A 26,651-nucleotide genomic window follows, 5' to 3' on the forward strand; every position below is an offset into this window, starting at 1 on the left:
ATATTGATTAAATCTTGTTTGGTGACTACTCTGGCACCTGTTAGAGAAACACCTATTGCGCCTAAGGGCCAGCTGAACGACCTGGACGAATGGAGAAGGGACTAAGAAAAGCGGAGGTGCCACGAGTACCTCCGCTCCCATTCAATTCTCTATGACGTCTGCAATGACTCGAGACATTAACTGCTATGGTGTGCCGGGTTCACTCTCAGAATCACTGCCAGGCTCACCCATAGGATCACTGCCAGGCTCACCCATAGGATCACTGCCAGGCTCACCCATAGGATCACTACCAGGCTCACCCATAGGATCACTGCCAGGCTCACCCATAGGATCACTGCCAGGCTCACCCATGGGATCAGATGGCAATTCTTCCTCCGGCTGAGGCTGTTCTGGCTGAGGTTGTTCTCCGACGCCGCAGGCTGCCCCTAACAGAGCAAATCCAGCCACAACGGGCCAAGCTAACCATTTAGTCAACTTCATTACATATCCTCCTGAAGTGAAAAGTCTTGGGGTTAATTAACAGGGCGCTACTGTGCCAGGCGTTGGTTAATGGCTTGTCGCAACGCTTCATCTTGTTGGGCCATGGCTAGAATCTGCTCAAATTCCTCCACGCTTAGGCCCTCAGCCTGAATGGCTGATTCCATCTCCTCTCGAGCGTTGGTGCGAATGGCGTTGATCTGCTCAGTGGCCGCAGAAAACCGCTCGATTTGCTCGGGCGGTACCTCTGCCTGGATCTCAGGATTTTGCTGACTCTGGGCAATGGTATTGAACTCCTCGACCGTTAACCCTTCAGCTTCTACGGCCTGGATCATGTCAGCCTGAACATCTTCTTGAATGGTCTGGATGGCCTTGTAGGCGTCAGCAAACTGCTCAATTTGCTGCTCAGATAAGGTGGCTTGGCTGTCTAGCGTCTCAGGCGGTGGAGCCTGAGCGGGTTGAGGCTCTTGGGCCACAGCTTGCCCTCCTAATATGACCATTGGCGTAACCGCTAGCATCGCGGCAATTAGAGAGCCTTTGAGCAGGTGTGATGTTAGGATCATGGGTTTCTCTTAGCGTATCTGCAGTGCAGTTCAATAGGGCTCGCTACGATTGATAGCGTAGAGACCAAAAGTAAAAAACTCGGCGAGGCAGGGCTGGATCACTACCTGAACTCTGGTACCCATGGACAGGACAGGCTAGACGATGTAATTTTTACTGCAGCCAACCATGAAGCTATTGCTGATTGAAGATGATGAGCGTATCGCCGACGCCCTGGCCGAGGATCTCAGTGACCAGCACTATACGGTAGATGTGGTCTACGATGGTCAGACTGGATGGGACTATGCCGATATGGTTCAGTACGATTTGATTGTGCTGGATGTAATGTTGCCTGAAATTGATGGCATTACCCTCTGCCAACGGCTACGTCAGGCTGGACATCAGGTCCCAATTTTGATGCTGACAGCGTGCGATACCATTGCCGATAAGGTATTGGGCTTAGATGCTGGGGCAGATGACTATTTAGTTAAGCCCTTTGATTTGCAAGAGCTTTCCGCCCGCATTCGAGCATTGCTGCGGCGGGGAGAAACCACGACGCCACCGGTTTTGCAGTGGCACCAGCTGTCCCTCAACCCCAACACCTGTGATGTTAGCTATGGTGAGCAGCCCCTTGCCCTCAGCCCCAAGGAGTACAGCCTGCTGGAATTTTTTCTGCGCCACCAGCGCCGGGTCTTCAGCCGGGCGCAATTACTGGAACAACTGTGGCCGTTTGAACGGATGCCAGATGAGTCGACGGTAAAAGCCCATATTCGAGGACTGCGACAAAAGCTAGAGGCGGCAGGGGCGCCCAAGGATCTGATTGAAACGGTTTATGGGTTGGGCTATCGACTCAAACAACTGGATGAATGAGGTGTGGGGATGTTCGCAGGACTGCGATGGCGGTTGCTGTTGTATCAGCTCTCGGTGATGGCGACTATCTTAGTGGTATTTGGTCTGGGGGCATATACCTTCTTTAGCCACAGTCTCTATCGTCAAACGAAGCAAAAGCTTAGGACCCTAGCCCAGGCTGCAACCCCATCTATGACCAAAGTAGCCTCCGGAGGGGATGGCTATCTCAACCAGCTGGATATGGTGCCCTGGCGGGATATTTTTAATCGTGATCAGCAGAGTCTGGAATGGTTCAACGTCAACGGGGAGTTATTGGCTCGACGCGGCAAAATTGAGTTGTCGGTGCCTCCTCAAGTGGGTCCCCAAACTATTCAGGGCAGTACCCCGGTGTATACCTTTACAGTGTCTGTCTTTGAAGGTGCCCCGGACGCGGGTAGCCCTACCTTACGGGGATATATTCGGGCCAGCCAGACGGCCCAGAGTATTCAGACGGCCAAGCAGCAGCTGCTATTAGGATTGGGGGTTGGCGGTGGGGTAGCGCTGGTATTAGTGGGAGTAGGAGGGGTGTGGTTAACTCGTATATCGCTGCATCCGATTGAACAGAGCTATCATCGGCTGATGCAATTCACGGCGGATGCTTCCCACGAGCTGCGGGGACCGTTAACAGCGATCAAAACCTCGGTGGAGGTCATGCAGCGCCACCCCGAGCGGATCCATCCTCGCGACATCAAGAAGCTGAGTGCGATCGCAAGTGCCACGACCCAGTTAAGCACCATGGCTGCCGATCTGCTACTGCTAGCTCGCATGGATGCCGATACCATCGGCCAGTCGCCCCAGACTGTGTTGCTCAATCCACTCCTGCGGAACTTGGTGGAGTTATATGTTGACAATGCTCGTGCTCAGGGCATCGAGCTGACGTTTACCGAATCTGCCATCGTGGCGGTCATCGGTCAGCCAGCTCAGTTCAACCGACTGTTTACCAATCTGATTCAAAATGCCCTGCAATATACCTATCAGGGTTGGGTGCAGGTGCGACTTTCTTGCTCTCGCCGACACGCCTTGGTGGCGGTGGTCGATACCGGCATTGGCATCGCCCCCCAAGACTTACCTCAAGTATTTGAGCGCTTTTGGCGAGCCGATAAGGCCCGTTCTCAACCGGCTGGCGGTAGCGGTTTGGGACTGGCAATCACCAAAGCAATTACCGAACAATATGGCGGCAAAATCTGGGTGACCAGCACCATCGGCAGTGGTAGCTGTTTTCATGTACAGTTTCCTCTGGCCAATGCTACGGCTGTTAAACCCCGCTCTTCACAGCCACTGGGGCAGCCTAAAGACATCAACTACCAGGATAACTCCGTAGGGGATCGCCAAGAAATGCGCTAGAACTAAAGCGCACAGATGAGCGGAACCATAGGGAGAGCAACTGTGATTGGCTATTTAGACTGTCCCACTGGGATTTCGGGCGACATGTGTTTGGGAGCGTTAGTCGATGCTGGGGTCCCTCTGGAGATGTTGCAAGAGCAACTCCATGGGTTGGGACTCTCCGATGAGTTTGAGTTGCGCTCCCATCTCGTCACCCGCAATGGCCAAGCTGCCACCAGGGTTGAGGTCGATTTAAACTGCCAAGGACCCCATCGCCACCTGAGAGACATTGAAGAGCTGATCCAGCAGGCCCAGTTGCCACCCCAGGTCCGAGACCGGAGTCTGGCCATTTTTCGGCGCCTGGCCGCGGCGGAAGGGGCGGTCCACGGTATTGCCCTGGAGCAGGTCCATTTCCATGAGGTGGGAGCTACCGATGCCATTGTGGATATTGTTGGCACTTGCTTGGGGCTAGATTGGCTGCAGATTGATGCCCTCTACTGTTCGGCTCTGCCCACGGGGGGCGGCCGGGTGAGGGCGGCCCATGGCTGGTTGCCAGTGCCGGCGCCAGCGGTATTGCAACTGATGCAAATGGCCCAGGTGCCGATTTATAGCAATGGCATTGAGGCCGAATTGGTAACGCCGACGGGATGTGCGATCGCAACGACACTCGCCCAAGGTTTCGGCCCGCCGCCACCGTTGCGGCTACAGCGATTAGGGCTGGGGGCTGGGGGGCGTGATCTGTCGCTGCCGAATTTGCTGCGGCTGTGGCTGGGGCCGGCTACCCTTGAGCCTTCTCAGCCATCTCCAACAACCACAACTCCCCTATCCCCAGCCGCAACACCCCCTAGCCTAGAAACCATCGCGGTCCTCCAGACTCAGGTAGACGATCTCAGTCCCCAAGCCATTGGCTACCTCTTCGACCAATTACTCCAGGCAGGAGCCCTGGACGTCTTCACCCAGGCCATTGCCATGAAAAAAAATCGCCCTGGGGTCTTGATCACGGTGATCTGCTGGCCAGACCAGATTACCACCTGTGAAACCCTGCTGTTTCAAGAGACCACGACCCTAGGAATTCGACGGCACTGGCAACACCGCCATGCCTTGCAACGGCAACGAGTACCGGTAGCCACTCCCTATGGCACCGTACATATGAAACTGGCGTGGGATGGAACCACCGGAACCCATTACACTGCTCAGCCTGAATACGAAGACTGTGCCCAGCTAGCCCAACAGCATCAGCGCCCCTGGCGCGAGATCCATCGCGTGGCCTTGCACTGCTGGCATAGCCAGCCTGAGGCAGCTACCTACCTTCCCTCTTCCTCGATATCGATATCTCCATCCAGTAGTGAATCATCAAATGATTCATCAAATGATTCATCGAAGAGCCGCTCATCCAGCCAAGCAGCTGCCTCGTCTAGGTCCAACTCTTCTTCTGACTCTGATGACTCTACCGATAGGAGAGATTCATCCAGGGCATCGGTCTGATAAAGAAGCCGAGAAAAGATCCGAACTGTCTCCGCATCAGCCCGGCGACTCGGGGCAGCTCCATCCTCATCCTGATCTGACTGATACCCAACTGTTTGGGCCGCCATCCGTACTAGGTTATACTCCACATTCTCGGCATAGATAGCAAAGGTCACCCGGAAAATTTCTAGAAAATTGATCACCCACTGGCATTGCTCCTGGGGAAATTGCTCATAATAGCGGATCAGATCGGCAATGCGAGCCTCTAGATAGGGGTGAGAGTTCTTAGAAATTAAAATTAGTTTTAGCAGCAGCACGACCAACGTCAGCGAGTTACCCTGGGATAGAATCAGAGTGAAGAGTTGAGAAGGATTTTTCTTATCCTCAGTCATCAAGCTGTCAATGACCCGGTTACAGGTGCGTAGAATCAGCGATCGGTCAACTTCTTCATCGGCATATTCTGGATATAAATCCTCTAGTTTATGGGTCAACTGGCGCTTGATAGTTTTCGCCGTCCCTTTGCGATTTATGGAATATAGCAGATATTGCAGCAGGCTTTTCTTGAATTGTTGATAGGTGAGCTGCTTAACTTGCTCCAAGAACAGATGAGCCAGATTTTTATAACTGAATTGCCCTTGCTTGGCCACAATTCGCTTGATCAAGCGTAGCACTCCATCCCCGAGCACTGTGGGGTTCTGGGGAGCATTGGAGCTGGGCACGGAAGACTGTGAGTGGGCCGTATACATGGCCAACTCAAACTTAAACTGGTCCTTCAATCGCTGTGACAAGGCCCGAGCCGCCTCCCGTTGTTCGATGGGATTTTCGGCATTAATATACTGCGGCACCAGCAGATAAGACGTATAGCGAGCAGTCCAGTGCTCGTCCGGATTCTTAACGTGGCGATCTGCATTGATGCGAGCTGCAAATAGAGCTAAATCTTGAAAATCTTGACTCTGCTTGAACGCTAGCAGCCAAGTCCGTAAACGCCTTAGGGTTGGTGATAAGGTCTGTTTTTCTAAGAGTGGATCATCAAATAAGTCGACCAGTTGCTGAATCGCAAAATAGTCACGGGCAACTTCCCAGTTGTTGACCAGAATATAGCAGCAGCGCTTCAGAGTGTTGCGAAATTCCTCTTCGTTGTTGGCGAAGATGATCGTGTACAGGGCTGGCAGTGTCTCCGAGCTAGCCGTTTCTGTGTGCTGAATGAATAGATGCTTAAACTCATTGAGGACATCCTCTACCGGCCAACTTTTGACGATGGTGAGTAGAAAGTCAAAGATGATTTGCTGAGCCTGAGGGATGTCTAACTCAGCCTTTCTGGGATGCTTGGGTATCTGGGATGAATAGTCGCTCGACACGTGTTCTTCAAGCATATCAATGGGGGGTGGGGGCGATGGTCAAATCTGTTATGCCAAGTCCGGCTCGAGGTTTACCGTGGCTGCTACGCTGACCCTCTAGGTCTAGACGAGGTTGGCAGTAACGGCAATGTGAACCATTACGGCTAACCAACTACCTGCGTCTAAGCAGTCGTATCAATGATATGGCTGAGGTTGAGTAGGCGCCGGACCATCGCTGTTGGAGCTTCGATTCTAGTATGTCAAGCTTCACCGATAGAGTCTCCCTGGGGATACAAGACGTTTCAATCGCTGCACTTACTCTAGCTAAGGCGCTGGAGTGGGCCTATTCGCGCATGTACTGGGGCAACGTTAGATCCAACGGCAAGGTGTCCGTTTCCGGCAATGCCCTAGAGCTTGATGTCCTTGAGCAGGACGATTGGTTACACCCCTCACCGCGGTTATCTAGATCATGAAGTAGTCTAGGTAGGTTGGACGCCAATAGGATGCTGAGATTTTATCTAGTTATAGATGATTTCGTCCAGTCGGTCCTCTCCCCATGGGGAGTCTGCTGATGGGGAGCGCTCGGCTCTAGACACTGCCCTGAATGGGGATCAACTTAAGCTAGGCAAAGAGTCAGACGTCGGCTCGCGACTACTGCCCGACGGTTGGCTTTCCCCTTCTCTTTGCTGCAGAACGCTGAGGATAACGCCCACACTGCACGGTCGTGCCACTTGTGAGTTGAGTGCTAGATGGTGATGGGGGCGGAGGGACTTGAACCCTCACGACCTTAACGGTCAACGGATTTTCATTCTCCTGCAGTTTTCACTGCTGCCAGTGGCACCAAGTCGTGGCCACGGTTTTGAGAATTGGACCCTCCCTTTACCCTCGGCTTGACGTTAGGGTAGCTCCCGTCGGGCCTCTGCACCTTCCGATGGCGAGACGACTGTCCATCGGCTTGGCTCAGGATTGCCATGTCCAGGAGAATAGGCTGAAATCCTCACTGGAGGTAGGTTTCCCTGAGTTTGAGAGCGTTCACTTGGCAGATTTCTCCACCAAGGCTCAGTTGTCTAAGTCCGTAGCGTCTACCATTCCGCCACGCCCCCGTAGGCTTCACAGTGGGTAATTGTTCTCTGCAAAGCACCGTGGATATATTGCACCACCAACTGTCGTTCGATGCAATACCTCTGTAGGAAACGTTGCGATCGCAAGTGGGTATCCCTTTAGAATGAGCCATAGGAGTACAGAGCGGCCGGTGCTGTTACAAATCGCCGCTCGCGTATCCTAGCGAATCATCCCCTAGTGAGGCTCTATGCTAGTTGCTGCTCTTTACTTAGTGTTAGGTGGTACCTATTTGTTGGTGGTGCCAGGTCTGTTGTTTCTGTATTTGCGGGCTCGCTGGTATACGGCTGGCTCTGTAGAGCGCTCGTTTCTGTATGCGCTAGTATTTGCCTTTTTCCCCGGCATGTTGCTGATGAGCCCATTTTTGAATTTTCGGCCCCGTAAGCGCAATCTCGCCAGCTAAGCGTCCTCCTGTCTTCTAAATAGCAGGATATGCTGACGTTTTTAGCTGGCTAGGCACTCACCATGCGGCGAATCGACGTTCTACTCATCGGGCTAATAGTCTTTCTAGCGGGTGGCTTCCTCTATGGCGGGTTGCGAGTGGCTGGTTTAGACGCCAGCAATGCCGGCATCTGGAGCCAGGCGGTTCTGATCGCCGGATTACTAGGCTGGGTAGTCACCTATGGGCTGAGGGCCCTCAATCAAACAATGACATACAACCAGCAGCTCAAAGCGTATGAGGACGCAGTGCTGCAAAAGCGCCTGGAGGAGATGACTCCTGAGCAGTTGGCTCAGTTGCAGCAGGAGGTGGAAGAGACCCCGGCAGCAGCTGCAGACGCCGATGCCTCTGGGGAAGAGTAATCCCTAGGCGAGAGGCGACTGTAGCTCAGGATCAGGAAGGATAAAAAGGATAAAACCATGGCTTCCCCAGGAGTTTATGGACGCTGAGACCGTCTTGCTCTAGATTGCTCTATAGATTTGAGTCTAATGACCACATCCAGCTAGCATCGCAGCTAGCAGGTTGGCGTCGGGGCCGGTTCTTCACCCGTGAGCAAATACCATGGTTTCTGTGTCCGAGACATTTCGTCAGCTGCGCGATCGCAACCAATGTGCCCTGATTCCATTCATCACAGCTGGGGATCCGGACCTAGAGACCACTGTGAAAGCCTTGCACATGCTTGACCGCAGTGGTGCCGATCTGATTGAGCTGGGGGTGCCCTATTCGGATCCCTTGGCGGATGGGCCGGTGATTCAAGCGGCGGCTACCCGGGCGCTGCAGCGGGGAACCACTCTGGCTCAAGTATTGGCGGTGGTCAAAAAGGTCAGCCCCTCGCTGCAGGCTCCCATCATTCTCTTTACCTATTACAATCCCATCCTGAATTGGGGGATTGACCGCTTCTTTGCTGACATTGCGGCGGCAGGCGCCCGGGGTCTGGTGGTTCCAGATATGCCGCTAGAAGAGGTACACCAGCTGCAGGCAGCGGCTGATGCAGCTGGCATCGAAATCATTCTGCTGGTAGCCCCCACGACCCCTGAGGAGCGACTGCGTGCGATCGCAACCCAGTCCCAGGGATTTATCTATCTGGTCAGTGTCACCGGGGTTACCGGAGCCCGTACCAATCTGCAACAGCAAGTACAAGCACGACTCCACCAACTTCGTCAGGTTACCCAAAAGCCCATTGGCGTTGGCTTTGGGGTTTCTCAACCTGAACAGGCCCGCACCCTCAGTCAATGGGGCGCCGATGGCGTCATCATCGGCAGCGCCTTCGTAAAACGACTCAGCGAAGGTGCCGCCGAGGCAGGAGTACAAGCAATTGGTCAGTTTTGCCAGCAGCTTAAAGCCGCTCTAGCTAATCAATAAATGACTTGCATAGATGGATAACTAAACAGCCATGAGATCAGGGAGTAATAGATATTATTTATGCTGAGTGCCTACTACGTTAAACTTCCGTGCGAGTTACGCAGATAGAGTCATGGCGCTGTAAAGCTGATTGGGCAGCTGTTGACAGGATTCCTGTCCTGAGATCGCATGCAAAAATTGATATTTTTGGGTCTGCCCCCTAGTGCATTTTTTTAAAAAAAGCGCTATGAGAATTCCGCATCATGGGGTAGTATTGAATGCGATCGAACTGACCGCGTCGACAATCAGGTGTGAGGAATAACGCTAATGACTAATCATCAGAATAATCGGTACGTGCCCAGCGTCCGCCTAGACAGATTTCTTCGCGTCAATCATTGATCTGTTATCTGGCGCACTAGGGGCCTTCTGCCAACGGTATTGCACAGGCCTAGCCACAATTTATTCGAGCTAATTCATGAGAGCCTGTTGAGGTTGTCTGAATATAGCTTTTTTATGGGTTTTTCATACTGCCTTAGCTAACGTCCAGTGTCGTCAGATTCTGGATACTCGCTTGTGTTTGCCTCATTCTTGCATGCATGCAGTAAGTCATCTGCAAATTGTGATTTATAGATAGATATTTCTTCAATCAGTAGGAGTGTCCCTATCGTACAGGCGTCATGGTTAGCTGTGATATGCCTATCGCATTAAAAAGCGTCACTTGTTAGCTTTCTTTTGAGTAGACAGTCTGACCTTGGTTGCCACTAGACGATCGTCTCCATGTCACCTTTCTCTCTTGTTAGATAAGTGTTTAATCGTAAGCGACTATTCCGGTTCGTATGGATATTCGGGTTGTCACTCCTGGTAACCCTTTTCATGGGACATGTGCTGCAGCCTGTCTCGCCAGTGTCTGCACAAACAGTGATCGAGAATCAAGCCGGCGCCCAATTTGCAGACGGCACCGGTAATACTCAAACCACAGAATCGAACGCTACGACACTTCAACAGGGCACTCAGGCAGCCGCTCTCAGAATTGTTAAGACGGCTGACCGCGCTGCTGCCGAACCAGGAGATGTGGTCGTTTACCAATTGGTTGTCACTAATGAGTCAGCCGTAGCGGCCACGCCAGTCACCATTACAGATCAACTTCCCTTGGGGTTGCAATTCATTGAAGACTCTGTCCGCGGCACTCCCAGTGATCCGACTTCTGTAAGTGTCTCCGGACGGCAAGTTACGTTTACGTTCCCCACCTTAAGCGCAGGTGAGAGTTTAACCATTGCCTACGGCGTCCTGTTAACGCCTGACTCCATTCGAGGCTCCGGTCGCAATGTTGCCCAGGCATCGGCTCCAGGCTTCACGCCAGTGACAGCGACGTTTCAAGTTGCCATTCGCCCGGGCATTCTATCCGACTGCGGCACCATCGTTGGTCGCGTCTTCGTCGATAAAAACTTCGACGGGCAGCAACAGTCTGGCGAGCCTGGGGTTCCCAACGCCGTCATCTTTCTAGATGGTGGCAACCGCATCATTACAGATGCAGACGGCTTGTTTTCCTTGGCCAACGTTGTTTCCGGTAACCGGGTTGGCACCTTGGATCTCACTAGTTTGCCGGGGTATACCCTGGCACCCAACCTCTACCACATCTCTGAGAATAGCCAATCCCGTCTGGTGCGACTAGCTCCAGGGGGACTGGCCCGCATGAACTTCGCTGTCACACCGACCTTTGGGGAGGGTCAGCCCTAATGTTTGCACTACCTATTTATCGCTCCTGGCCACTCTTGGCTGTCTTACTCAGTTGGAGTGCTATTGCTACTCCGGCAGAAGCCGATACCCATGGCGATGAAGCTGCTCCTGCTGACTCAGCAGTTGCGCTGGATAGCATGCTGGCGGTGACAGAAATGCCCCTAGGTGTTGCCGATAGTCAGCAGTCACTTGCCCAGCGGCAGGATTCCCAACCGCTTACTCCCGATGCCATACCGACAAATAGGCCGAGGAGGACCCAGTCGCCCCCCCTACTGCCGGCTCCAGGGCGCTCGATGGAGTCGTCAGTAGGGGTGCCGACAGAGGAAAAGTTAGTGCCTCATCCCCTCGAGCCCGCTGATTTGTTGCCCCGACCAGGGGAACCTCGGTTGACCCTGAGGCCAGCTGAAGACAGCTTTATTCACGCTGACAACCGGTCTACCCTCCTGTTGGAGGGCGAAGTTCTTGAGGTCGATGGTACACCTATCACCCACGATGTGGTAGTAACCCTAACGACTACGGCGGGAGAATTTGTCGGCGCAGATTATGACCCCGATCGCCCCGGATTTCAGGTATTAGCTCGCCAAGGTACTTATCAGGCTCGGCTGCGCTCTGGCCTGGAAGCCCAATCGGTGCGGGTGCGGGCCGCGGTTAGTGGCATAGACGCCCGGGGTCTGGATCCGGAGGCCGTGAATGAACCCTATCCTACTTTGGAGGCCTTCAGTCAAGTTTCCTTTATCACCAATCTACGGCCCTCTCTATTTTCTGGTGTCGTCGATTTTCGCATCGGTCCAGGGGGGGCAGATTTTTGGGATAGCTTCCGAGAATTTTTGCCCCCAGACGACCCTGATGACGTCGATGTTGACTTGGGCGTGGCCCTGTTTGGCACCTTTCCCCTGGGAGAATGGCAGTTTACTGGAGCCTATAACAGCGAGCGGCCTCTGAATGAGCGCTGCGATGGTAATAACGAGCTCTTCCGGGACGATCAATTTTGTGAGCAGCGGTATCCGGTCTATGGCGACAGTTCCACCAACGACTATCTGACCCCGTCTATCGATAGCGTGTATCTGCGGCTGCAACGGGATTCCGAGATCCTGGGTCGCGAGCCGGACTATGTGATGTGGGGAGACTACCATACTCAAGAGCTGGCTAGAGCCTCTCAGGATTTCACTGCGATTACCCGGCAGCTACATGGCTTTAAGGGCAACTATAGCTGGGGACCGCTGCAGTTGACGGCCCTATATGCCAACAACCTGCGCCCCTTTCAACGAGACACCATCGTCCCCGATGGCACCAGCGGCTACTACTTCCTCTCCCGGCGGTTAGTGCTACCCGGTAGCGAAAATGTCTTCATCGAAACCGAAGAGTTAAACCGACCCGGTACTGTGGTAGAGCGGCAGCAACTCAGTCGTGGCGCTGATTACGAAATCGACTACGACCGCGGTACCTTACTATTCCGGCAACCCCTGTTGGCTACGGAGGTAGATCCTCTGGGTGTGACCCTAGTCAGGCGCATTGTGGTCACCTATCAGGTGGATGGTGAAGAAGCCCGGGGAGACCTCTTTGCCAGTCGGTTGCAATACAACTTCAATGGCCAGACTGATGCAGACGGCTGGACTGGCGTAACCGTTCTCACCCAAGACCAAGGGATTCAAGACTTTTCCCTCTACGGAGTGGACCTAATGGTGCCCCTTGGTGATAAGGGACAACTGGTGGGAGAATTTGCCCACTCCGATTCCTCCTCGCCGGAGTTGGATGCTTCGGGGCAAGCCTACCGTCTAGAAGCTAGCGGTTCGCCCTTAGAGGGTCTTGATGCCCGGGCCTATTTCCGTTCCACTGACAGTGATTTCCGCAATAACAGCACCCTAAGTTTTCGACCAGGGCAAACTCGCTGGGGCGGTAGCTTTGATGCTCGTTTGGGTCCCGATACCCAAGTCAGGGCCCAGTTCGATCAAGAAACCAACTTTGGTCCCTCGTCCACGGTGTTGACCTCGGCAGATGCCTTGCTCTCCCCAGGGTTGGAGGCCTCCCAGGGACCACCGGTTAGCAATCGCCTTAATACCCTCAGCATTGGGGTACAGCAGCGCATTGCTCCTCTGACGTTGGGCCTTGATTGGGTGCATCGCTCTCGCGAAGACTGGGCGGCTGGTACGGACACCAGCAGTAGTCAATTAGTATCTCGTCTAAACTGGCCCCTGCTGCCCAACTTAACTTTTTTGGCCCAAAACGAGCTGAATGTTAGCTCCGAGCGCGATCCCCTCTACCCCACCCGTACCGTGGTGGGCCTGGAGTATGATGTCGAACCGGGGGTGAAACTACGCTTAGCCCAACAATTTTTCTCTGGAGGGGAGGAACCAGGGTCAATCACTAGCCTAGATACCCTGTTTGACCACGAGCTCAGCGACAATACTAGCCTGACTGGGCGCTATTCTCTGTTGGGAGGGTTCAATGGCATTACTGGCCAGGGCGCCATTGGCCTTAACCATCGGGTCACCTTGGCTCCAGGACTACGGGCTAATTTTGCCCTAGAGCGCATCTTCAGCGATGGCTTCGAGGAAACGGGCAGTGGCCAGCGGTTTGCTCAGCCTTTTGCGGTAGGATCTGGAGCTTTTGCCTTGGGATTGCAGTCAGGTACGGCTTACTCTGTGGGGCTGGAATATACCGATAATCCGGCCTTTCAAGCCAGTGCCCGCATTGAGCATCGAGACTCTTCTGCCGGAGACAACACCGTTATCTCAGCCTCGGCAGCGGGGCGCATTACCCCGGCGCTGACCTCCCTATTTCGCTATCAGCACGCCAATTTTTCTAACCAGACCATTGACCAACTGGGAGACTCGATCGATCTCAGGTTAGGCATGGCTTACCGCAACCCCAATAACGACAAGTTTAATGGACTGCTGAGCTATGAGTATCGCAAAAATCCCTCCACCACACCCTTAAGTATTCTGCAGGATGTCAGCAGTGAGTCCTCCGATCACACCCTGTCTCTGGAGGGGATATACGCGCCTAACTGGCAGTGGGAGTTTTACGGCAAATACGCCATGCGTTATAGCAATGCCACTATTGGCGGTAGCTTTGGCGATGACTTTTCGTTTAGTAACGCTATTCACCTAGCCCAACTGCGGGCATCCTATCGCTTTGCCTACCACTGGGATGTCTTAGGGGAAGTGCGCTGGATTGGTCAACCAGCTGCCAATTTTAATGAGATTGGCACCGCCATTGAATTGGGGTATTACTTAACGCCAGATCTGCGCATTGGTGTGGGCTATAGCTTTGGTCGGGCCGATGATGATTCCTTTGGCGGCAGTGGCGCCCGTAGTGCTGGTGGTCCCTATCTGGGCATATCGATGAAGGTAAATCAACTGTTTGATGGCTTTGGAGTGCAACCCACTGCCCCAGCTCAACAGGAAGAGTCTTATGTTGATACGACTCAACCCCCAGACAATGAGCTTCCTGATGACGACAATTCTGAGGATCTGTCCACTGAACCAGGAGGCACATCCCGGTGATTAGACCCCTACGATCGCAAGCAATGTTTCATCCTGGGCTATTAGTGTTGGCCGGAACCATGACCCTAGGACTGGCGACGTCGGTATCGTCAGCAGATGTGACCGCCTCTGCCTATCGGATTACGGTCAACAGTGCTCTCGATGGCTCCGTTGCTGCCGATGTGGAGTTGACTCTGCGAGAAGCCATCTTGCTGGCGAATCATGAGTTGTCGCTAGAAGATCTGAGCCAGGTGGAGCGAGGGCTGGTTACCCCGATCACGGCGCCCGGGTCAATTATCGAGTTTGAGTTGCCTAGCGATGACAGGGTGATTGAGCTGGTAGATTTATTGCCGTCAATTGCCACAGCCGATGTTGTTATCGATGGCACCACCCAGCCCGGATACGGTGAGACAGTCTCTGCCGTTGACAATATCCCAACACCTGGAGTCAGTATCACGGCAGCTCCGGGAGAGGAGGTTTTCCGCGGGCTCACGATTACCGCGGATAGCGTCACTGTGCGGGGGATGAGTCTCTACGGATTCAGAGCTCAACATCGAGCGACCCAGACTACACCGCCGGCGGATATTTTCATCAGTAATGCGCCGCCCCCAGCCGATGCCAGCCCAGCGTCACCGCCAGTGAGCTTCTTTCAGTTTCAAGATCCGGCGTTGGCCCCTCAAGATGTGGTGATTGAGCTGAACTGGCTGGGGATAACGCCCGATGAGTCAATTCCCGAGCATCGCTCTGCCTTTGGGGTATCGGTATTTAATGGGGTCGATACGGTGGTGCGGCAAAACCGGATTCAGCACCACCAGGGCAGCGGCGTGATCACGGCGGTGCGGGCCCAGGGGCTACGGCTCACGGAAAATGTCATCCTGGGCAATGGCGTGGCTGGGATGCCGGATGCGGTGCGTCTGGAAGGTCAGATTGAGGGCACTGTGGTTACAGGCAACCTGATCTGTGGCAACGATGGCAGCGGTCTGTTTTTATTCAAGCCGGAGGGCGCCAGTCTGATTCAGGGGAATGATATTCGCTTCAATGGTCGTCGCTTTGAGCGGGCAGCCGTGTATCTCATGGGCCGGGGCCATCAGGTGTTAGAGAATACCATCGGCTATCAACCGGGACCGGGGGTGGCGATTAGCGCCTTTCCCAGAAGCGATCGCAACCTGATTCGCCATAACCGCTTCACCCATTTAGACGGTCTCAGCATCGACCTAGGTGCCGATGACAATACTGGTGTGCGGGACTTCCAGCAGGCCGATGGTCCTAATCCTCCCCGGAACTCCTACAACCGCCGTCTGGATACGGCCAATGGCGCCATTAATGCGCCTGGGTTTGACCAGTATGAGTTTGGGACAGACACCGAGACAACGCTGGTGACAGGCAACGCTGATCCAGGCAGTGAAGTTGACATTTATCAGGTGGTCGAAGGTGGCGGTCCCTACAGTCCTCTGGATACGCCCCTGACGACAGTGACTGCCGATGAGCAAGGGCGCTTCCAACTGAGCTGGGAGAAACCAGAGGGGACCTGGCTCAGTGCCATTGCCAGCGACCCCCTCTATGGCACCTCAGAACCCTCGCCAGTGGTCAAAGTGCTGGGCAGCGAGGGCACGGTGCCGGAACGTAGCCCTCAACTTCCCTATACAGCTAGCTGCCTGCCACCGGCAGTGGCCGCCGAACCGCCGCCCCCAGAACCGCTGCAGTTGCGGGTGCCCCGTAACATTCATTTTGCGCTGGACCGCTCCAATATTAGCCCCGAGAGTGCCGTCATCCTCGACCAAATTGTCGCAGTGATGCAGCAATACTCCTTTCTGGTGATCGAACTGCGGGGCCATACCGACCCTCGAGCCAGTGCTGCCTATAACCAGGCCCTCAGCGAGCGCCGGGCTCTAGCCGCCCGGGAGTATCTGCTGCGGCAGGGGATTGCCCCGGAGCGGCTGCGGATTTTGCCTTTGGGAGAAAGCCAACGCGCCACCAGCGGCAACACCCGCCTCGACTATGCCCGCGATCGCAGGGTAGAGTTCATCTTCCTCGATACCCGCGGCCTTGAAATTATCTTTGAGGCTCAAGAGAGCGATCTACAGATAGAACCCTAAGATTGCTCCGTTAGGGGCAACGGCCAGTCCAGCTGATTTGCGTAGAACTAAGATATGAAGCGTTTTCAGGACATTTTAAGCTCTCGCCTATCCCTGCCGCAGCCTGGCTGCCGCTCCTCTGTCACCGGTTGGGGAGCGGCGTTGGCTGGTGCGATCGCAACGGGTTTGCTCTCTCCCCAATCCGCATCCGCTGCCACCTTAGACTGGGGGACCTTCAACTGGACAGCACCGGCTCCAGACCCCCCCCCCATTACCCAGGTCTTTCCCACCCCCATCGGTGACCCTGCCACCATCAATGGCGTCAAGCTGCGGTTTACCTGGACCGGAGCCACCGATGACTTTACCGTACTCAGTGATGCCGCCAGCCCTTTGACAGGTGGCTTGGGAGCCGGAAACAATCTAAACATTCAATTCGATCCCGATACCGTTGCCGAAACCGTCAACCTCACCATTGAATACCTAGACGACGCGGGTAACCCCATACCAGTCGAAGGGGTCCGCCTGATCGTGATTGACATCGACCGTGATGATTTAGGTGGTTGGCAGGATCAGGTTACCTTAGACGGTTCCCTCGGCGGCACAAACGTACTACCAACCATCTCCGATGCCACTAATCCTCCCCCAGCACCACCTACTACTACTCCCGGCATCACAAATGCACTAACTGTCGATATTGCGGGTAATGTCGCCACAGGCGTGTACCCCCCTGCGACAACTGATGAAGCACAGAATGATACTGCAGACGGTAACATCGTTGCCGACTACGCTTCGGCTGTTGATCAAACAACTCTAGTTTATGGCAACGGTCCTGACTCACCAGCCGATCCAGCCAACCACGGTATCGGCCTCTTCAATGTATTTTTCCAACCTGCCATCATTGGGGTGGCCAAACAGGCCGGCACGCCCACCCAAAACCCTGATGGCACCTTCACGATTCCCTACACCGTTGTAGTGGAAAACCTGGGAGAAGTTGCTCTTGACGACGTACAGGTAACCGAGAACCTAACTGGCACCTTTGCCGCCACCAATGGATTTACTGTCTCCAACCCTCGCATCGTGGCCTCGCCAGGGGGCTTCGGCGGTAGCATTAACGGTGGTTTCAACGGCAATACCAGCACCACCCTCCTAGCAGGCTCAGCCGCCGCCCGCACCCTCGCGGTTGGCGACACCCTGACCCTGGCCTTCGATGTCACCGTTACTCCCGGAGCTGGAGCCGGCGGCTATGGTCCTTTCAATAACAACGTGACGGCTACGGGCCAAAGTCCCAGTGGTGCCCCCGTTACCGATGAGTCAGACGACGGTGCCGACCCCGATCCCGACGGCAATGGCAGCCCCACCGAAAATGACCCCACTGTGGTGAACCTGCCTGCAATTGGGGTGGCCAAGCGGGTGATCGATATTCAGGATGTCGGCGGCACCCCAAATCCTGACGACCTCGACATTACCTACGAGGTGGTGGTGGAAAACTTCGGCAATGAGCCCCTAGACAATGTGCAATTGGTGGAAGATTTGATTGATCCCACCACCGGCAATCCCACCTTCGGGGCTGGCAACTTCACCATCGCTGCCGGACCCACGGTGACGGCTGGTACCCTGACCGCCAATGGTGGCTTTAATGGAACCACCGATACCAACTTGCTGGATGCGGCTAACAGTACCTTGGCCGTCGGGGCCAGTGGCACGGTGCAAATTACTGTGCGAGTGACAGACAGCAACAGTTCTCCGCCATTGCCAGCAGCACCTCCAGCCATCTATCGTAACCAGGTCAATGCCAGTGGTGTCGGTCGCACCAGTGGCGGTAACGTCTCAGACACCTCGGATAACGGTGCCGATGCCGATGAAGACGGGGATGGCAACCCCGCCAACAATAGTACGCCCACTCCCGTGCGCCTGCCTCCCACGCCAGCCATCGGCACTTCTAAACGAGTGGTGTCAACGACAGCCGCCCCTACCGGGGCCTTTGGCGGTGATACGATCCGCGTCGTCTACGAGATCGTCGTCGAAAACATTGGCGGCGAAACCCTCGACACGGTGCAGCTCAGTGAAGACCTAACCCCTACCTTTGGGGCAGGCAGCTTTCAAGTCCAGAACTTGCAACAAACCGCCGGAGCCAACACAATTACCGTCAATGGTGGTTTCGACGGCGGTGCTACCCCTGAACTCCTGGTGGCAGCTACCAGCACCCTAGATATTGGGGAGAGTGCCACACTGCAATTGACCGTAGATGTCGATCAAACCTCCACTACATTGCCCACCCCTCTCCCCGGTCCCTTCGAGAATCAGGTAGAAGCGACGGCCCAGGGCACTTTCACCAACACTCCAGTTGACGACCTCTCCAACAATGGTACCCAAGCCGCTATCGATCCCAATGGCAATGCCAATGCCAATGAGCCGGACGAGAATACCCCCACCCCAGTATTATTTGTCGGAGATTTACAATTGGTGAAGCGGATTACCAATGTCTTCCGCAATGGGACTCCTCTCTCTGCTGCCGAGATTGGCGGTGATCCCAGTGCCGTCATCAATGGTCCCGGCGCCGACGACGATGATCTGATTGCCGCTAGTGGCGGCCAGTTACCCGCGGGGTTACTCTCGGTGCCCACTAATCTGCTCTCAGGGGATGAAGTAGAATACACCATTTACTTCTTCAATGATGGCGCCCTAGCCGTCAATGACGTGCAACTCTGCGATGAGTTAGAGCCTCCCAGCATCTTCGTGCCAGGGAGTTTAGCGCTCTCGGCTCCAGTGGCCCTACCAGGTCCCCTAGGGGCCTTCGGTGCCAGTGGATTACTAGACACTCGCAATCCCCTAGCTCCCTTAGAGCCCTCCTGTATCAATGCTCCCGGCGCCTTTCCCGTTGGCCCACCCGGCCCCACTGATACCACCATTGGCGTCGGGGCTGGCGGCGGTGTCATCCTAGGAGGCACGGGCTTCACCGTAGATTCTAGTAACGTCGGGGCACTGCGCTTTAGAATTACACTGCCCTAGACGTCCAGTCGAGGCTGCCTAGCCTGCATAGGTCGTCACCCATGGGACATAGAATCTCTTAGGCGGCTGTAGAGAAAGTCTCTGAATTGGGAACTATAGAGTTGCTCAGATGCCTTAGAGCAAGATGGATGCTTAACGTCCTGTATGACGGTGGTCATGTCTGTTGCATAACTGCAGCAAATTTTGTTGTGGTTGTAGTGTTTTGAGCGATGTCACTGTTGCTGTCCTAGTCGCTCGGGAGACAATATGGGAGCATCCAATACCCTGATATGTGGCTATTATGGCCATTACAACTGGGGCGATGAGGCCATGTTGACGGGGTTGCTACGGCTACTACGCCCCTACTGTCCCCATGTCACTGTCTATTCAGCGGCCCCTGATAATACCCAGGCTCGTCATGGGGTGAAGACCCTTTCGACAGTGCCGCCGCGTCGGCGTTTGCAAGCTTGGCGTCAGCAATGGCAGCATACTCGAGCGATGCTGACCCATCGCTGTTTTGTCTTGGGCGGAGGCGATCTACTGCGGGATAGCCCCACCCATGAGGTAGCAGGGGTATGGTTGGCTCCTCTGCAGCAGGCAGTGCAGCTGGGACATACCACCTTGGTCTTGGGCATTAGCGTTGGCGATATTTGGAAAGCTGAGAGTCGACAGCAAATTCCTCGGGTGTTGAATCGGGTATCCCTGATCGCCGTGCGAGACCAGATATCGCGGCACAGGCTGATTGATTTAGGAGTGAGGCGACCGATTCAGGTGATGCCCGATCTGGCTCTCCAGGCGCTGCCTCCGACTGCTATTCAGCAGCGGTCACAGTCCCGAGAATCTCCCCAAGTTGGCCTGTCTCTTCGGTCTGTGATGGGACGAGGTGCGATCGCACAGGATGCCTGCCAAGCTGACAGAGCTTTAACCCTAGATGCCCATCTCCAGCAGGTAATGGCCACCATTGCCGACACGTTAATTGAACGCCACGGAGCCACCATTCATCTCGTGCCCTTTCAGGCTTATCCGGCTGAGTATCACAAGCGACATCGTCCTAGTGTAGACGACCATGCCTTTGGCTTAGTCAGTCAGCAGCTTAGCCGCTACCCCGAACAATGGATTTGCCATCCCTACATTGCATCCCTAGACCAGCTGTTGACGATCCTGCAGTCCTTAGATCTGATGATTGGAACTCGACTGCACTCATTAATTTTGGCCGCAGGAAGTGGCGTACCGGCCATAGCCATCGAGTACGACCCCAAAGTGTCAGGCTTCATGGCAGCAATTGATCAGACTACCTATGTCCATCCCCTGGAAAACCTCAATACCACTGCCATTACGACCCAAGCAGAAGCTATCTTAACCCGTTGGCCTCAGGCCCATAGCGCGATTCTAACTGGCCTGGCTCAATACAATCGGGGTTGGCAGTCCCCAGTCTCCTCTCTGGAGGACTTACTAAGGTAATGACAGTGATCCATCAGGTGCATCGCCATGACAACTCAGCCTATCTTCATCGTGGGCGTGCCTCGCTCAGGCACGACCCTCATGACCACCCTGCTATCTGCCCATGCTCGTGTTGCCATCTCTCCGGAAACCCATTTCTTAGATGAATGGTTACCACGCTACCAACATTGGTGTGCCCTTGAGCGAGCCGATCATTTCCAGCAATTCTGGCAGAATTGGAGCAGCAGTCAGCGATTTTCCTATTTCGGGGTTGATCCAGAGCAGGTGTTTCAACGTCTTCAAGCGCAGCCAGCAATCAACTTCAAAGTCATCTTCCAAAGTCTTTTAGAAGAGTATGCTATCAGCCAGGGAAAATCTCGCTGGGGCGAGAAAACCCCCATGCATTACCGCCATCTGCAGACCTTACTAAACTGGTATCCCAATGCTCGAGTCATTTGGATGATACGAGATCCGCGGGCAACGGTGGCCTCGTTGTTACCACTAGCCTGGGCCAGTAATTCAGCCCGCAGCAATGCCCAACATTGGCTGGGCAGTCTACATTTGTTTGAGACCCGTTGGCGACGAGATCATCGAGTGCTGCTGGTGCGGTATGAAGATTTAGTCACTGTCCCAGAGTCAACCCTGGTTCAGGTCTGCAAATTTATCGGCGAAGTTTACGACCCTAGCATGATTACAAATCGCTCCGAGCAGACTTGCCCGGTCATTAACCGCTGTAGTTGGGCTGAGAGACACCTGAAGCAGGCCCTACAGCCGATTAGTCAACAAGGTCTTCACAAATGGAAGCGACGACTCTCTCGGCGTCAGGTGGTCAATATTGAGTTGATTACTCGTTCAAAGCTAGAGACCTATGGTTATCAGTTAACTGTCCCGCCTTGGTTTTTAGCTAGTTGGCATTGGGCATCGACGATGCGCTCTCGTCTACAGTTACTCAATCTCCATCAGATACTAGACATGTAACCCCGAGCATACTAGCAGCTTGTTCGACAGGATTGCCCTAAGAGGATATTTGGAAAGTACTCTGCAACCTTGCTCCAGACTGGATTCTGGCCAACAGAACCATACGCTCTAAAATGCCTACCTTACAGGCCTTTCAGCCGAGTTTTCAAATGTCCTCTAAGGCCATGACTGATTTATAGATGGTTAAATGCTCCTCAAATATCTGGGCAATATGTAGTCGTCCCCTGAGGCGAGCTAGAGCTTGATCTTGGTGGACTGCTGACACAGCTTCAGAATCTTGCAGCTGAGCATTAATAGCCTTTGCTAGGGCTGTTGCCGTATAGGGAGTAAAGACTCTAATCGCTCCTGGTTCCAACTGGTTATAGGCCTCAATTTGAGGCCATTGAGAAGCCAGAATTGGCCGCCCTAAGGCGATCCAAGTAGATAATGACCCCGATGCTGCCATCTTCGAGAAGGGGCACAACGCTAAATCACTAGCCCACAGATAGCGAGCCAAGGTCTCATCGTCGAGGTAACCAGTAATCAGCAACTGTGATGTCACCCCTAGGTCTGCTGCTAGCTGTCGTAGTTCTTGCAAAAAGGCCTGATTTTCCGAAGTAGCCATGCCAGCGAAGATCAGCATGACAGTATCAGGGAGTTGGGCCAAGGCTTCAATAGCCAAGCGATGTCCCTTTCCTCGGGAAATAAACCCCTGCAGGGTTACAATTTGGCGATGGTTGAGGCCAAGTTGATCTTTAGCTGCTTGAGGAGATAGCCGTAGCACTGGCTCTTCCACGAAGTGGGGAATTACCTGAAGTTTCGAAATGCCATGAGCTCGGGAAGACGAATAAACAATATCTGCAGAATTGTGCCAATTTCTGCCGCAGATATACTGCAAATGCTGAGCTTCTTCCTGCGTGCAAACTAACACCCGATCACTCTGCTGTACCAGATGTAGCAGGGTTATGCTATCTGGCAACCGCTGTTGCCACAGTTGCCGCAGCGTGCTGCGCAAAGCCAAGGATGGTGACTTAGCATAGCTCCGTTGCCGCTGATTTTCCTGCCATACCATCTGCCCTAGCTGAGCCGGGGAGTATAACACCGTATCGATATCATGCATTGTGACAACTAGTGGAACAGCCAAGGACTGTAGAAATTGTCGCAGTCGTTGCCACTGTTGCCAGCCTCCTCCCCAGAGATATTTACTAAACTGCCCATGCACCACATTGCAAGTCGATAGTTTGTGACCAGCTTCCTTTAACTGGCAAGCATCGGCATCAGGTGCCGTTAGCTTGACCTCTACTACTTGAATATCTAACTCACCGCGCTTTTTTCCCTGTTGAGCTAGCAAGCGACCATACCGGGTCACACCACTCTCGTATTCTGAATTGGCATCCGTCGTCTGCAAAAAGCCAATTCTCATGGCAATCTCCTAAGGTGAAGTGTTGACGACATCGGCTGTAGCTGCTTGGATAATTGGCGTCAATGCCTGCCAAGAATACTGAGTTTGCACCCACTCATAGGCTGCCTGTCTCAAGCGATTCTTGAGGGTATCATCTACCAAGAGTCTCGAGACTGCCACGATGATTTCATCGGCCGTATTCGCCTGTAACCAATGAGTGCCAGGATAACCGACAATTCCTTCAACTCCCTTTTCAGTAGTTACGACCGGGCATTCCGCTGCAAAAGCTTCTAGAATTTTTAGGCGAGTGCCGCCGCCAACTTGTAATGGCATCACTGTCAGGGTGGCTATGGCCAAGTAAGGTCGCACATCTGCTACTCGACCAGTCACGGTGATAGCTCCCTGAGATAACCGAGCTGCATGGCGCATCAGCGGCGTCGGGGCATCACCCACCAGTAAAAGTCGCGTATTAGGGTGAGTTGCCTGGACTGCAGGAAAGATCGCCTCGATTAAAATTTCGGCGGCCTTAGCGTTGGGTTGGTAGGAAAAGGTGGCAGTGAATAGTAAGTACTGGCATCCCTCAGGTAAATGGGGGGGGGAGGCTATCTCTCTAGAGCGAACCCCTGCGTAAAATCTAGTGTCGATGCCGTTGGGGACAACCTGAATTGACGATGGAGGACGACCATAGAGCCTTTGGATCAACTGGGCATCTTGCTTACTACAGGTCCAGAGCTGATCGACTTGGCCAATCACTCGCCGCTCAATGGCTCTGACCTTACGGCTGAGCAAGGTGGCTTCTAGGCGATCTCTGAAATCACTTAAGTTCTGTTCTATGGCTTGCCGTAGGGAAAATTCAACATTATGGGCGTCATAGATGAGGCGAGCCGAACTTTGCAGCAATACTGGCAGATAACGATGCAACCAAAGCTCTTCCAGGATGATCACATCCGGTTTAAAGTCTTGTACGAGCTGCTGCAATTGCCAGGCGACTCGGCCGGAATAAAAATCGTCAGCCCACCAGTGGCCATAGGGGCGTAGCCACCAGAGTTTTTTCTCCAGCTTACGGAGAATATGTCGTTGCTGGGCGATGTCATCTCCATGAATGCTCTGCCAGAGGGCAACGTCGGGGGGAACTTCCTGCTGACGAGGGGCCCGGCGGGAGAGTATCGCGACGACGGCCACTGGTCCCAGGGCTTTGACAGCGGTGATGTTTTGCCAATTGCGCAGGGCGGCTCCACCCATGGGTGGATAAATTGGCTTGCCCGTGAGAAACAGCGTTCGCAACAACGTCTCAAACCCTGGAGTGACTGTTCATCTGTAAGTCCAGTATGCCCAGGAATGGGGGAGGTGTCTCCTGGAGCGGACTCATGATTAGGATGCGATCGCCTTAAAGCATGCCAGGGTTTGCCGTCCAATCACAGACCACTCAAATGGGTCTAGGGGGGCTTGGGCTGGACGGAGTGTGGTAATAGCCCAATGCAGGGCTCGCTGTAGATCTGATGCGTTTAAGTCAGGCTGGTAGGTTTGCACCCAAGAGGTACCCACCTGGGTCTGGAGTTCTTTCAAGGCCCCTAGGGAGGGAACCAGGATAGGGCAATTGTAGGAGAGGGCCAGTAGGGCACTGCCAGAATTGGCGATCTGGCTGAAGGGTAATACTACTAGGTTGGCAGCATTGAAAAAGACCTGGAGTCTGTCATTGTCGATGAAGTCTAGGTGTAATTGAACGCGAGGATCCTGATTGGCTGCTTGTTGTACCTGACTAGCCATGGTCTCGCTAATCGGTTGGCCAGCCACCACTAGCTGCCAATCATAGACCGGTAGGTGTCGAAACTGTTTGATCAGGGCAGGTACATTCTTGTAGGGGCGAATTAGCCCCAGGAAGAGTAATACTTTAGTGGTGACTGGAATGCCCAGCCTGGCTTTAGCTGCAGCCCTGTCGATATCGTTGGGGTAGGCATCTCGATAATGGCCGTGAGGAATAATGCACTTAGGCAATCGGGCAAGCTGAGGAAAGTGATGCTGAGCCTGCTGGGCAATGGTTTGACTGAGGCTGATATAGCTATGCAGCAGGGGAATAAACTGTCGCCAAAACCAGGCTTGCAAGGTCGGAAAATAGGCGTCGTGGGGCTGGAGGTTATGAATTGTCCACACTAAGCGAGTGCCTCGCCAGCGCATGTATCGCAGAATCAACAGCACTCCTAGGACTTTCACCCGAGATTGCCAGGGGCGATTGGGATCGAGCAGGTCTTCTAGGGGCCAGTGGATGTGCAAGATATGAAAGGGGCCTTGCAATGAACTGGAAAATTGAAATTCTCGAACATCCACTCCATGGCGATTCAACTGGCTGTATAAAAGACAGGGATAGGGATTTTTATAGCATTTTTTATGGGCAGGCCAAGCCACAATTCTCAAAGCACCTGTCAAGGTTAAACCTCATAAATCTGACTAATAGTTGCAACGTGACTTAATTACAACGGCGAGGGTTGCGAAGACAATAAATCTGAGCCTTAAGCCAAGTGACCCAGGTTTGTAGTGGGCTTAACAGAGAACTCATCAGGAGTTCTCGCTCAGACGCGACGACAACATCGTTTCTGGCCGTATTTTTGTATTTCAGCAGATGTAAAATTAGCTTGCGGAAATCGTTGAGAATATACGCTGGCAGAATCAAAGGGCGCTGCCAATGGGGGTATCGAATCATGCGGGTATGATATCGGCTAATACCAATGCCCCGGAAAAAGCGCAGCAAATAGTCTCGCTCTAACCGAGTTTTAGGAATTTGATGGTAGATGTGCATGGCGGGGTTAAACCAGATGGTTCCGCCAGCCTTTTTGATGTAGAGCAGTGCTTCAATATCTTCCCCTTTCTGGCTTAGGGATCGTCCCACGGGTCCCTTAAGAATTTGCCGTTGGGGAACGTGATTGAGCCAGACAGCGCGGCGAATCACTAGGCCTGCTCCCGGGGGTAAGGTGTTGGTGAAGGCATAAATACCTTGAGTAAAACAGACGATTTCGTCGCGCTCAATAATCGGTAGAAATTGTGCGATGCGGTCAAAATTTCGGGGAGGGGAGACTTCGTAAACGCCATGAATCTGGCTACCGACGGCAGCAGCTTCGGGATGGGCAGCGGCAAAGGTGATGGCTGCCTTGACCCAGTCTTGAGCAGGCACATTGTCGTCGTCTAGGAAGCCGATTAAAGGGGCCTGGGCTTCGTCGATGGCCCGACGTCGGGCATGGGAGGCTCCTAATCTGGGCTCGTAACAATACCGAAGGGATGAAGCAGCAGACCAGTGAGCCTGATAGCTGTGAATGACAGTAGCTGTATTATCGACGCTGCAGTTATCAACGATGACGATTTCCCAGGGAATCTGATCAAGGCCGGTTTGCGATCGCAACGCCGCTAAGACGGCGGGCAATCGCAGGGCGCCGTTATGAGTTCGGATCGCGACCGTAAAATCTGGCATGTTTAGCCGGGTAGATTCACGCTGTCGACGCAAGCAGACGGCACCCCATTTTCGATTATGGTTCCCAGGAAACCCAGACGGATCATTGGCCACAGCACTACCGTTATCCCCTGACGACTATTTTTTCACACTCGTTCCCCGTCAGCATAGCCTTTATGGAAATCGAATTTTGCGGTGAA

Annotated in this window: 18 protein-coding genes; 12 read left to right on the forward strand and 6 right to left on the reverse strand. The window is 53.8% G+C overall.

Annotated features, from left to right (window positions below):
- Positions 1 to 183: 183 nt before the first annotated feature.
- Both XM38_RS14340 and XM38_RS14345 read right to left on the reverse strand, forming a co-directional pair.
- Entirely contained in the window at positions 184 to 480 is a 297-nt protein-coding gene (locus XM38_RS14340; RefSeq protein WP_080807772.1) for a hypothetical protein, read from the reverse strand.
- Between the two features lie 47 nt (positions 481 to 527).
- A complete protein-coding gene (locus XM38_RS14345) occupies positions 528 to 953 on the reverse strand; it encodes a DUF4168 domain-containing protein (RefSeq protein WP_187329414.1) in 426 nt (141 codons plus the stop codon).
- Between the two features lie 253 nt (positions 954 to 1,206).
- Between XM38_RS14345 and XM38_RS14350 the strand changes: the two genes are divergently transcribed.
- The 12 genes from XM38_RS14350 to XM38_RS14405 all read left to right on the forward strand — a co-directional run bounded on the left by XM38_RS14350 (position 1,207) and on the right by XM38_RS14405 (position 21,631).
- On the forward strand, positions 1,207 to 1,887 hold the full coding sequence (locus XM38_RS14350) for a response regulator transcription factor (protein ID WP_080807766.1): 681 nt from the start codon (positions 1,207 to 1,209) through the stop codon (positions 1,885 to 1,887).
- 9 nt (positions 1,888 to 1,896) lie between these two features.
- Positions 1,897 to 3,249 (forward strand): sensor histidine kinase, encoded by a 1,353-nt coding sequence (locus tag XM38_RS14355; protein WP_088430222.1) that lies wholly within the window; start codon positions 1,897 to 1,899, stop codon positions 3,247 to 3,249.
- Positions 3,250 to 3,264: 15 nt separating this feature from the next.
- Complete coding sequence (gene larC / locus XM38_RS14360; RefSeq protein ID WP_088430224.1) at positions 3,265 to 4,713, forward strand: nickel pincer cofactor biosynthesis protein LarC; 1,449 nt, start codon at positions 3,265 to 3,267, stop codon at positions 4,711 to 4,713.
- 2,625 nt (positions 4,714 to 7,338) lie between these two features.
- Complete coding sequence (gene ndhL / locus XM38_RS14365; protein WP_080807758.1) at positions 7,339 to 7,551, forward strand: NAD(P)H-quinone oxidoreductase subunit L; 213 nt, start codon at positions 7,339 to 7,341, stop codon at positions 7,549 to 7,551.
- A gap of 62 nt (positions 7,552 to 7,613) precedes the next feature.
- The gene (locus XM38_RS14370) at positions 7,614 to 7,949 is read left to right on the forward strand and encodes a DUF3007 family protein (RefSeq protein ID WP_080808568.1); all 336 of its coding nucleotides are present in this window, start codon (positions 7,614 to 7,616) and stop codon (positions 7,947 to 7,949) included.
- 199 nt (positions 7,950 to 8,148) lie between these two features.
- On the forward strand, positions 8,149 to 8,949 hold the full coding sequence (gene trpA, locus XM38_RS14375; RefSeq protein ID WP_080807752.1) for a tryptophan synthase subunit alpha: 801 nt from the start codon (positions 8,149 to 8,151) through the stop codon (positions 8,947 to 8,949).
- 852 nt (positions 8,950 to 9,801) lie between these two features.
- Positions 9,802 to 10,665, forward strand: coding sequence for a DUF7507 domain-containing protein (locus XM38_RS14380; RefSeq protein WP_080807748.1), 864 nt, complete (start codon positions 9,802 to 9,804; stop codon positions 10,663 to 10,665).
- Positions 10,665 to 14,171, forward strand: a complete 3,507-nt coding sequence (locus XM38_RS14385) for a TonB-dependent receptor (RefSeq protein ID WP_088430226.1) — start codon at positions 10,665 to 10,667, stop codon at positions 14,169 to 14,171. The genes XM38_RS14380 and XM38_RS14385 overlap by 1 nt, the downstream gene beginning before the upstream one ends.
- Positions 14,168 to 16,246 carry an OmpA family protein gene (locus tag XM38_RS14390; RefSeq protein ID WP_225889318.1) on the forward strand — a complete coding sequence of 693 codons (2,079 nt, stop codon included), beginning with the start codon at positions 14,168 to 14,170 and terminating at the stop codon, positions 16,244 to 16,246. The genes XM38_RS14385 and XM38_RS14390 overlap by 4 nt, the downstream gene beginning before the upstream one ends.
- 54 nt (positions 16,247 to 16,300) lie before the next feature.
- Positions 16,301 to 19,234: a beta strand repeat-containing protein gene (locus XM38_RS14395; RefSeq protein WP_088430230.1), complete on the forward strand. Its 2,934-nt coding sequence runs from the start codon at positions 16,301 to 16,303 to the stop codon at positions 19,232 to 19,234.
- Between the two features lie 246 nt (positions 19,235 to 19,480).
- Entirely contained in the window at positions 19,481 to 20,674 is a 1,194-nt protein-coding gene (locus XM38_RS14400; RefSeq protein WP_080808584.1) for a polysaccharide pyruvyl transferase family protein, read from the forward strand.
- Positions 20,675 to 20,701: 27 nt separating this feature from the next.
- Positions 20,702 to 21,631: a sulfotransferase family protein gene (locus XM38_RS14405; RefSeq protein ID WP_080808587.1), complete on the forward strand. Its 930-nt coding sequence runs from the start codon at positions 20,702 to 20,704 to the stop codon at positions 21,629 to 21,631.
- 145 nt (positions 21,632 to 21,776) lie between these two features.
- Here the strand turns inward: XM38_RS14405 and XM38_RS14410 are convergent, their stop codons facing one another.
- The 4 genes from XM38_RS14410 to hpsE all read right to left on the reverse strand — a co-directional run bounded on the left by XM38_RS14410 (position 21,777) and on the right by hpsE (position 26,472).
- Positions 21,777 to 23,033 carry a glycosyltransferase gene (locus tag XM38_RS14410; RefSeq protein WP_088430232.1) on the reverse strand — a complete coding sequence of 419 codons (1,257 nt, stop codon included), beginning with the start codon at positions 23,031 to 23,033 and terminating at the stop codon, positions 21,777 to 21,779.
- 9 nt (positions 23,034 to 23,042) lie between these two features.
- Positions 23,043 to 24,299: a glycosyltransferase family 4 protein gene (locus tag XM38_RS14415; RefSeq protein WP_187329415.1), complete on the reverse strand. Its 1,257-nt coding sequence runs from the start codon at positions 24,297 to 24,299 to the stop codon at positions 23,043 to 23,045.
- Positions 24,300 to 24,383: 84 nt separating this feature from the next.
- A complete protein-coding gene (locus XM38_RS14420; RefSeq protein WP_137455129.1) occupies positions 24,384 to 25,436 on the reverse strand; it encodes a glycosyltransferase in 1,053 nt (350 codons plus the stop codon).
- Positions 25,437 to 25,476: 40 nt separating this feature from the next.
- On the reverse strand, positions 25,477 to 26,472 hold the full coding sequence (gene hpsE / locus XM38_RS14425; protein WP_080808723.1) for a hormogonium polysaccharide biosynthesis glycosyltransferase HpsE: 996 nt from the start codon (positions 26,470 to 26,472) through the stop codon (positions 25,477 to 25,479).
- Positions 26,473 to 26,651 lie beyond the last annotated feature (179 nt).

The sequence above is a fragment of the Halomicronema hongdechloris C2206 genome, assembly GCF_002075285.3.
Lineage (GTDB): Bacteria > Cyanobacteriota > Cyanobacteriia > Phormidesmidales > Phormidesmidaceae > Halomicronema_B > Halomicronema_B hongdechloris.

What these genes read in the sequence shown, in the direction of transcription:
- XM38_RS14340 (WP_080807772.1), bottom strand. Translation starts at nt 480, where the DNA reads ATGAAGTTGACTAAATGGTTAGCTTGGCCCGTTGTGGCTGGATTTGCT.
- XM38_RS14350 (WP_080807766.1), top strand. Translation starts at nt 1,207, where the DNA reads ATGAAGCTATTGCTGATTGAAGATGATGAGCGTATCGCCGACGCCCTG.
- XM38_RS14355 (WP_088430222.1), top strand. Translation starts at nt 1,897, where the DNA reads ATGTTCGCAGGACTGCGATGGCGGTTGCTGTTGTATCAGCTCTCGGTG.
- larC (WP_088430224.1), top strand. Translation starts at nt 3,265, where the DNA reads ATGAGCGGAACCATAGGGAGAGCAACTGTGATTGGCTATTTAGACTGT.
- ndhL (WP_080807758.1), top strand. Translation starts at nt 7,339, where the DNA reads ATGCTAGTTGCTGCTCTTTACTTAGTGTTAGGTGGTACCTATTTGTTG.
- XM38_RS14370 (WP_080808568.1), top strand. Translation starts at nt 7,614, where the DNA reads ATGCGGCGAATCGACGTTCTACTCATCGGGCTAATAGTCTTTCTAGCG.
- trpA (WP_080807752.1), top strand. Translation starts at nt 8,149, where the DNA reads ATGGTTTCTGTGTCCGAGACATTTCGTCAGCTGCGCGATCGCAACCAA.
- XM38_RS14380 (WP_080807748.1), top strand. Translation starts at nt 9,802, where the DNA reads ATGGGACATGTGCTGCAGCCTGTCTCGCCAGTGTCTGCACAAACAGTG.
- XM38_RS14385 (WP_088430226.1), top strand. Translation starts at nt 10,665, where the DNA reads ATGTTTGCACTACCTATTTATCGCTCCTGGCCACTCTTGGCTGTCTTA.
- XM38_RS14395 (WP_088430230.1), top strand. Translation starts at nt 16,301, where the DNA reads ATGAAGCGTTTTCAGGACATTTTAAGCTCTCGCCTATCCCTGCCGCAG.
- XM38_RS14400 (WP_080808584.1), top strand. Translation starts at nt 19,481, where the DNA reads ATGGGAGCATCCAATACCCTGATATGTGGCTATTATGGCCATTACAAC.
- XM38_RS14405 (WP_080808587.1), top strand. Translation starts at nt 20,702, where the DNA reads ATGACAACTCAGCCTATCTTCATCGTGGGCGTGCCTCGCTCAGGCACG.
- XM38_RS14410 (WP_088430232.1), bottom strand. Translation starts at nt 23,033, where the DNA reads ATGAGAATTGGCTTTTTGCAGACGACGGATGCCAATTCAGAATACGAG.
- hpsE (WP_080808723.1), bottom strand. Translation starts at nt 26,472, where the DNA reads ATGCCAGATTTTACGGTCGCGATCCGAACTCATAACGGCGCCCTGCGA.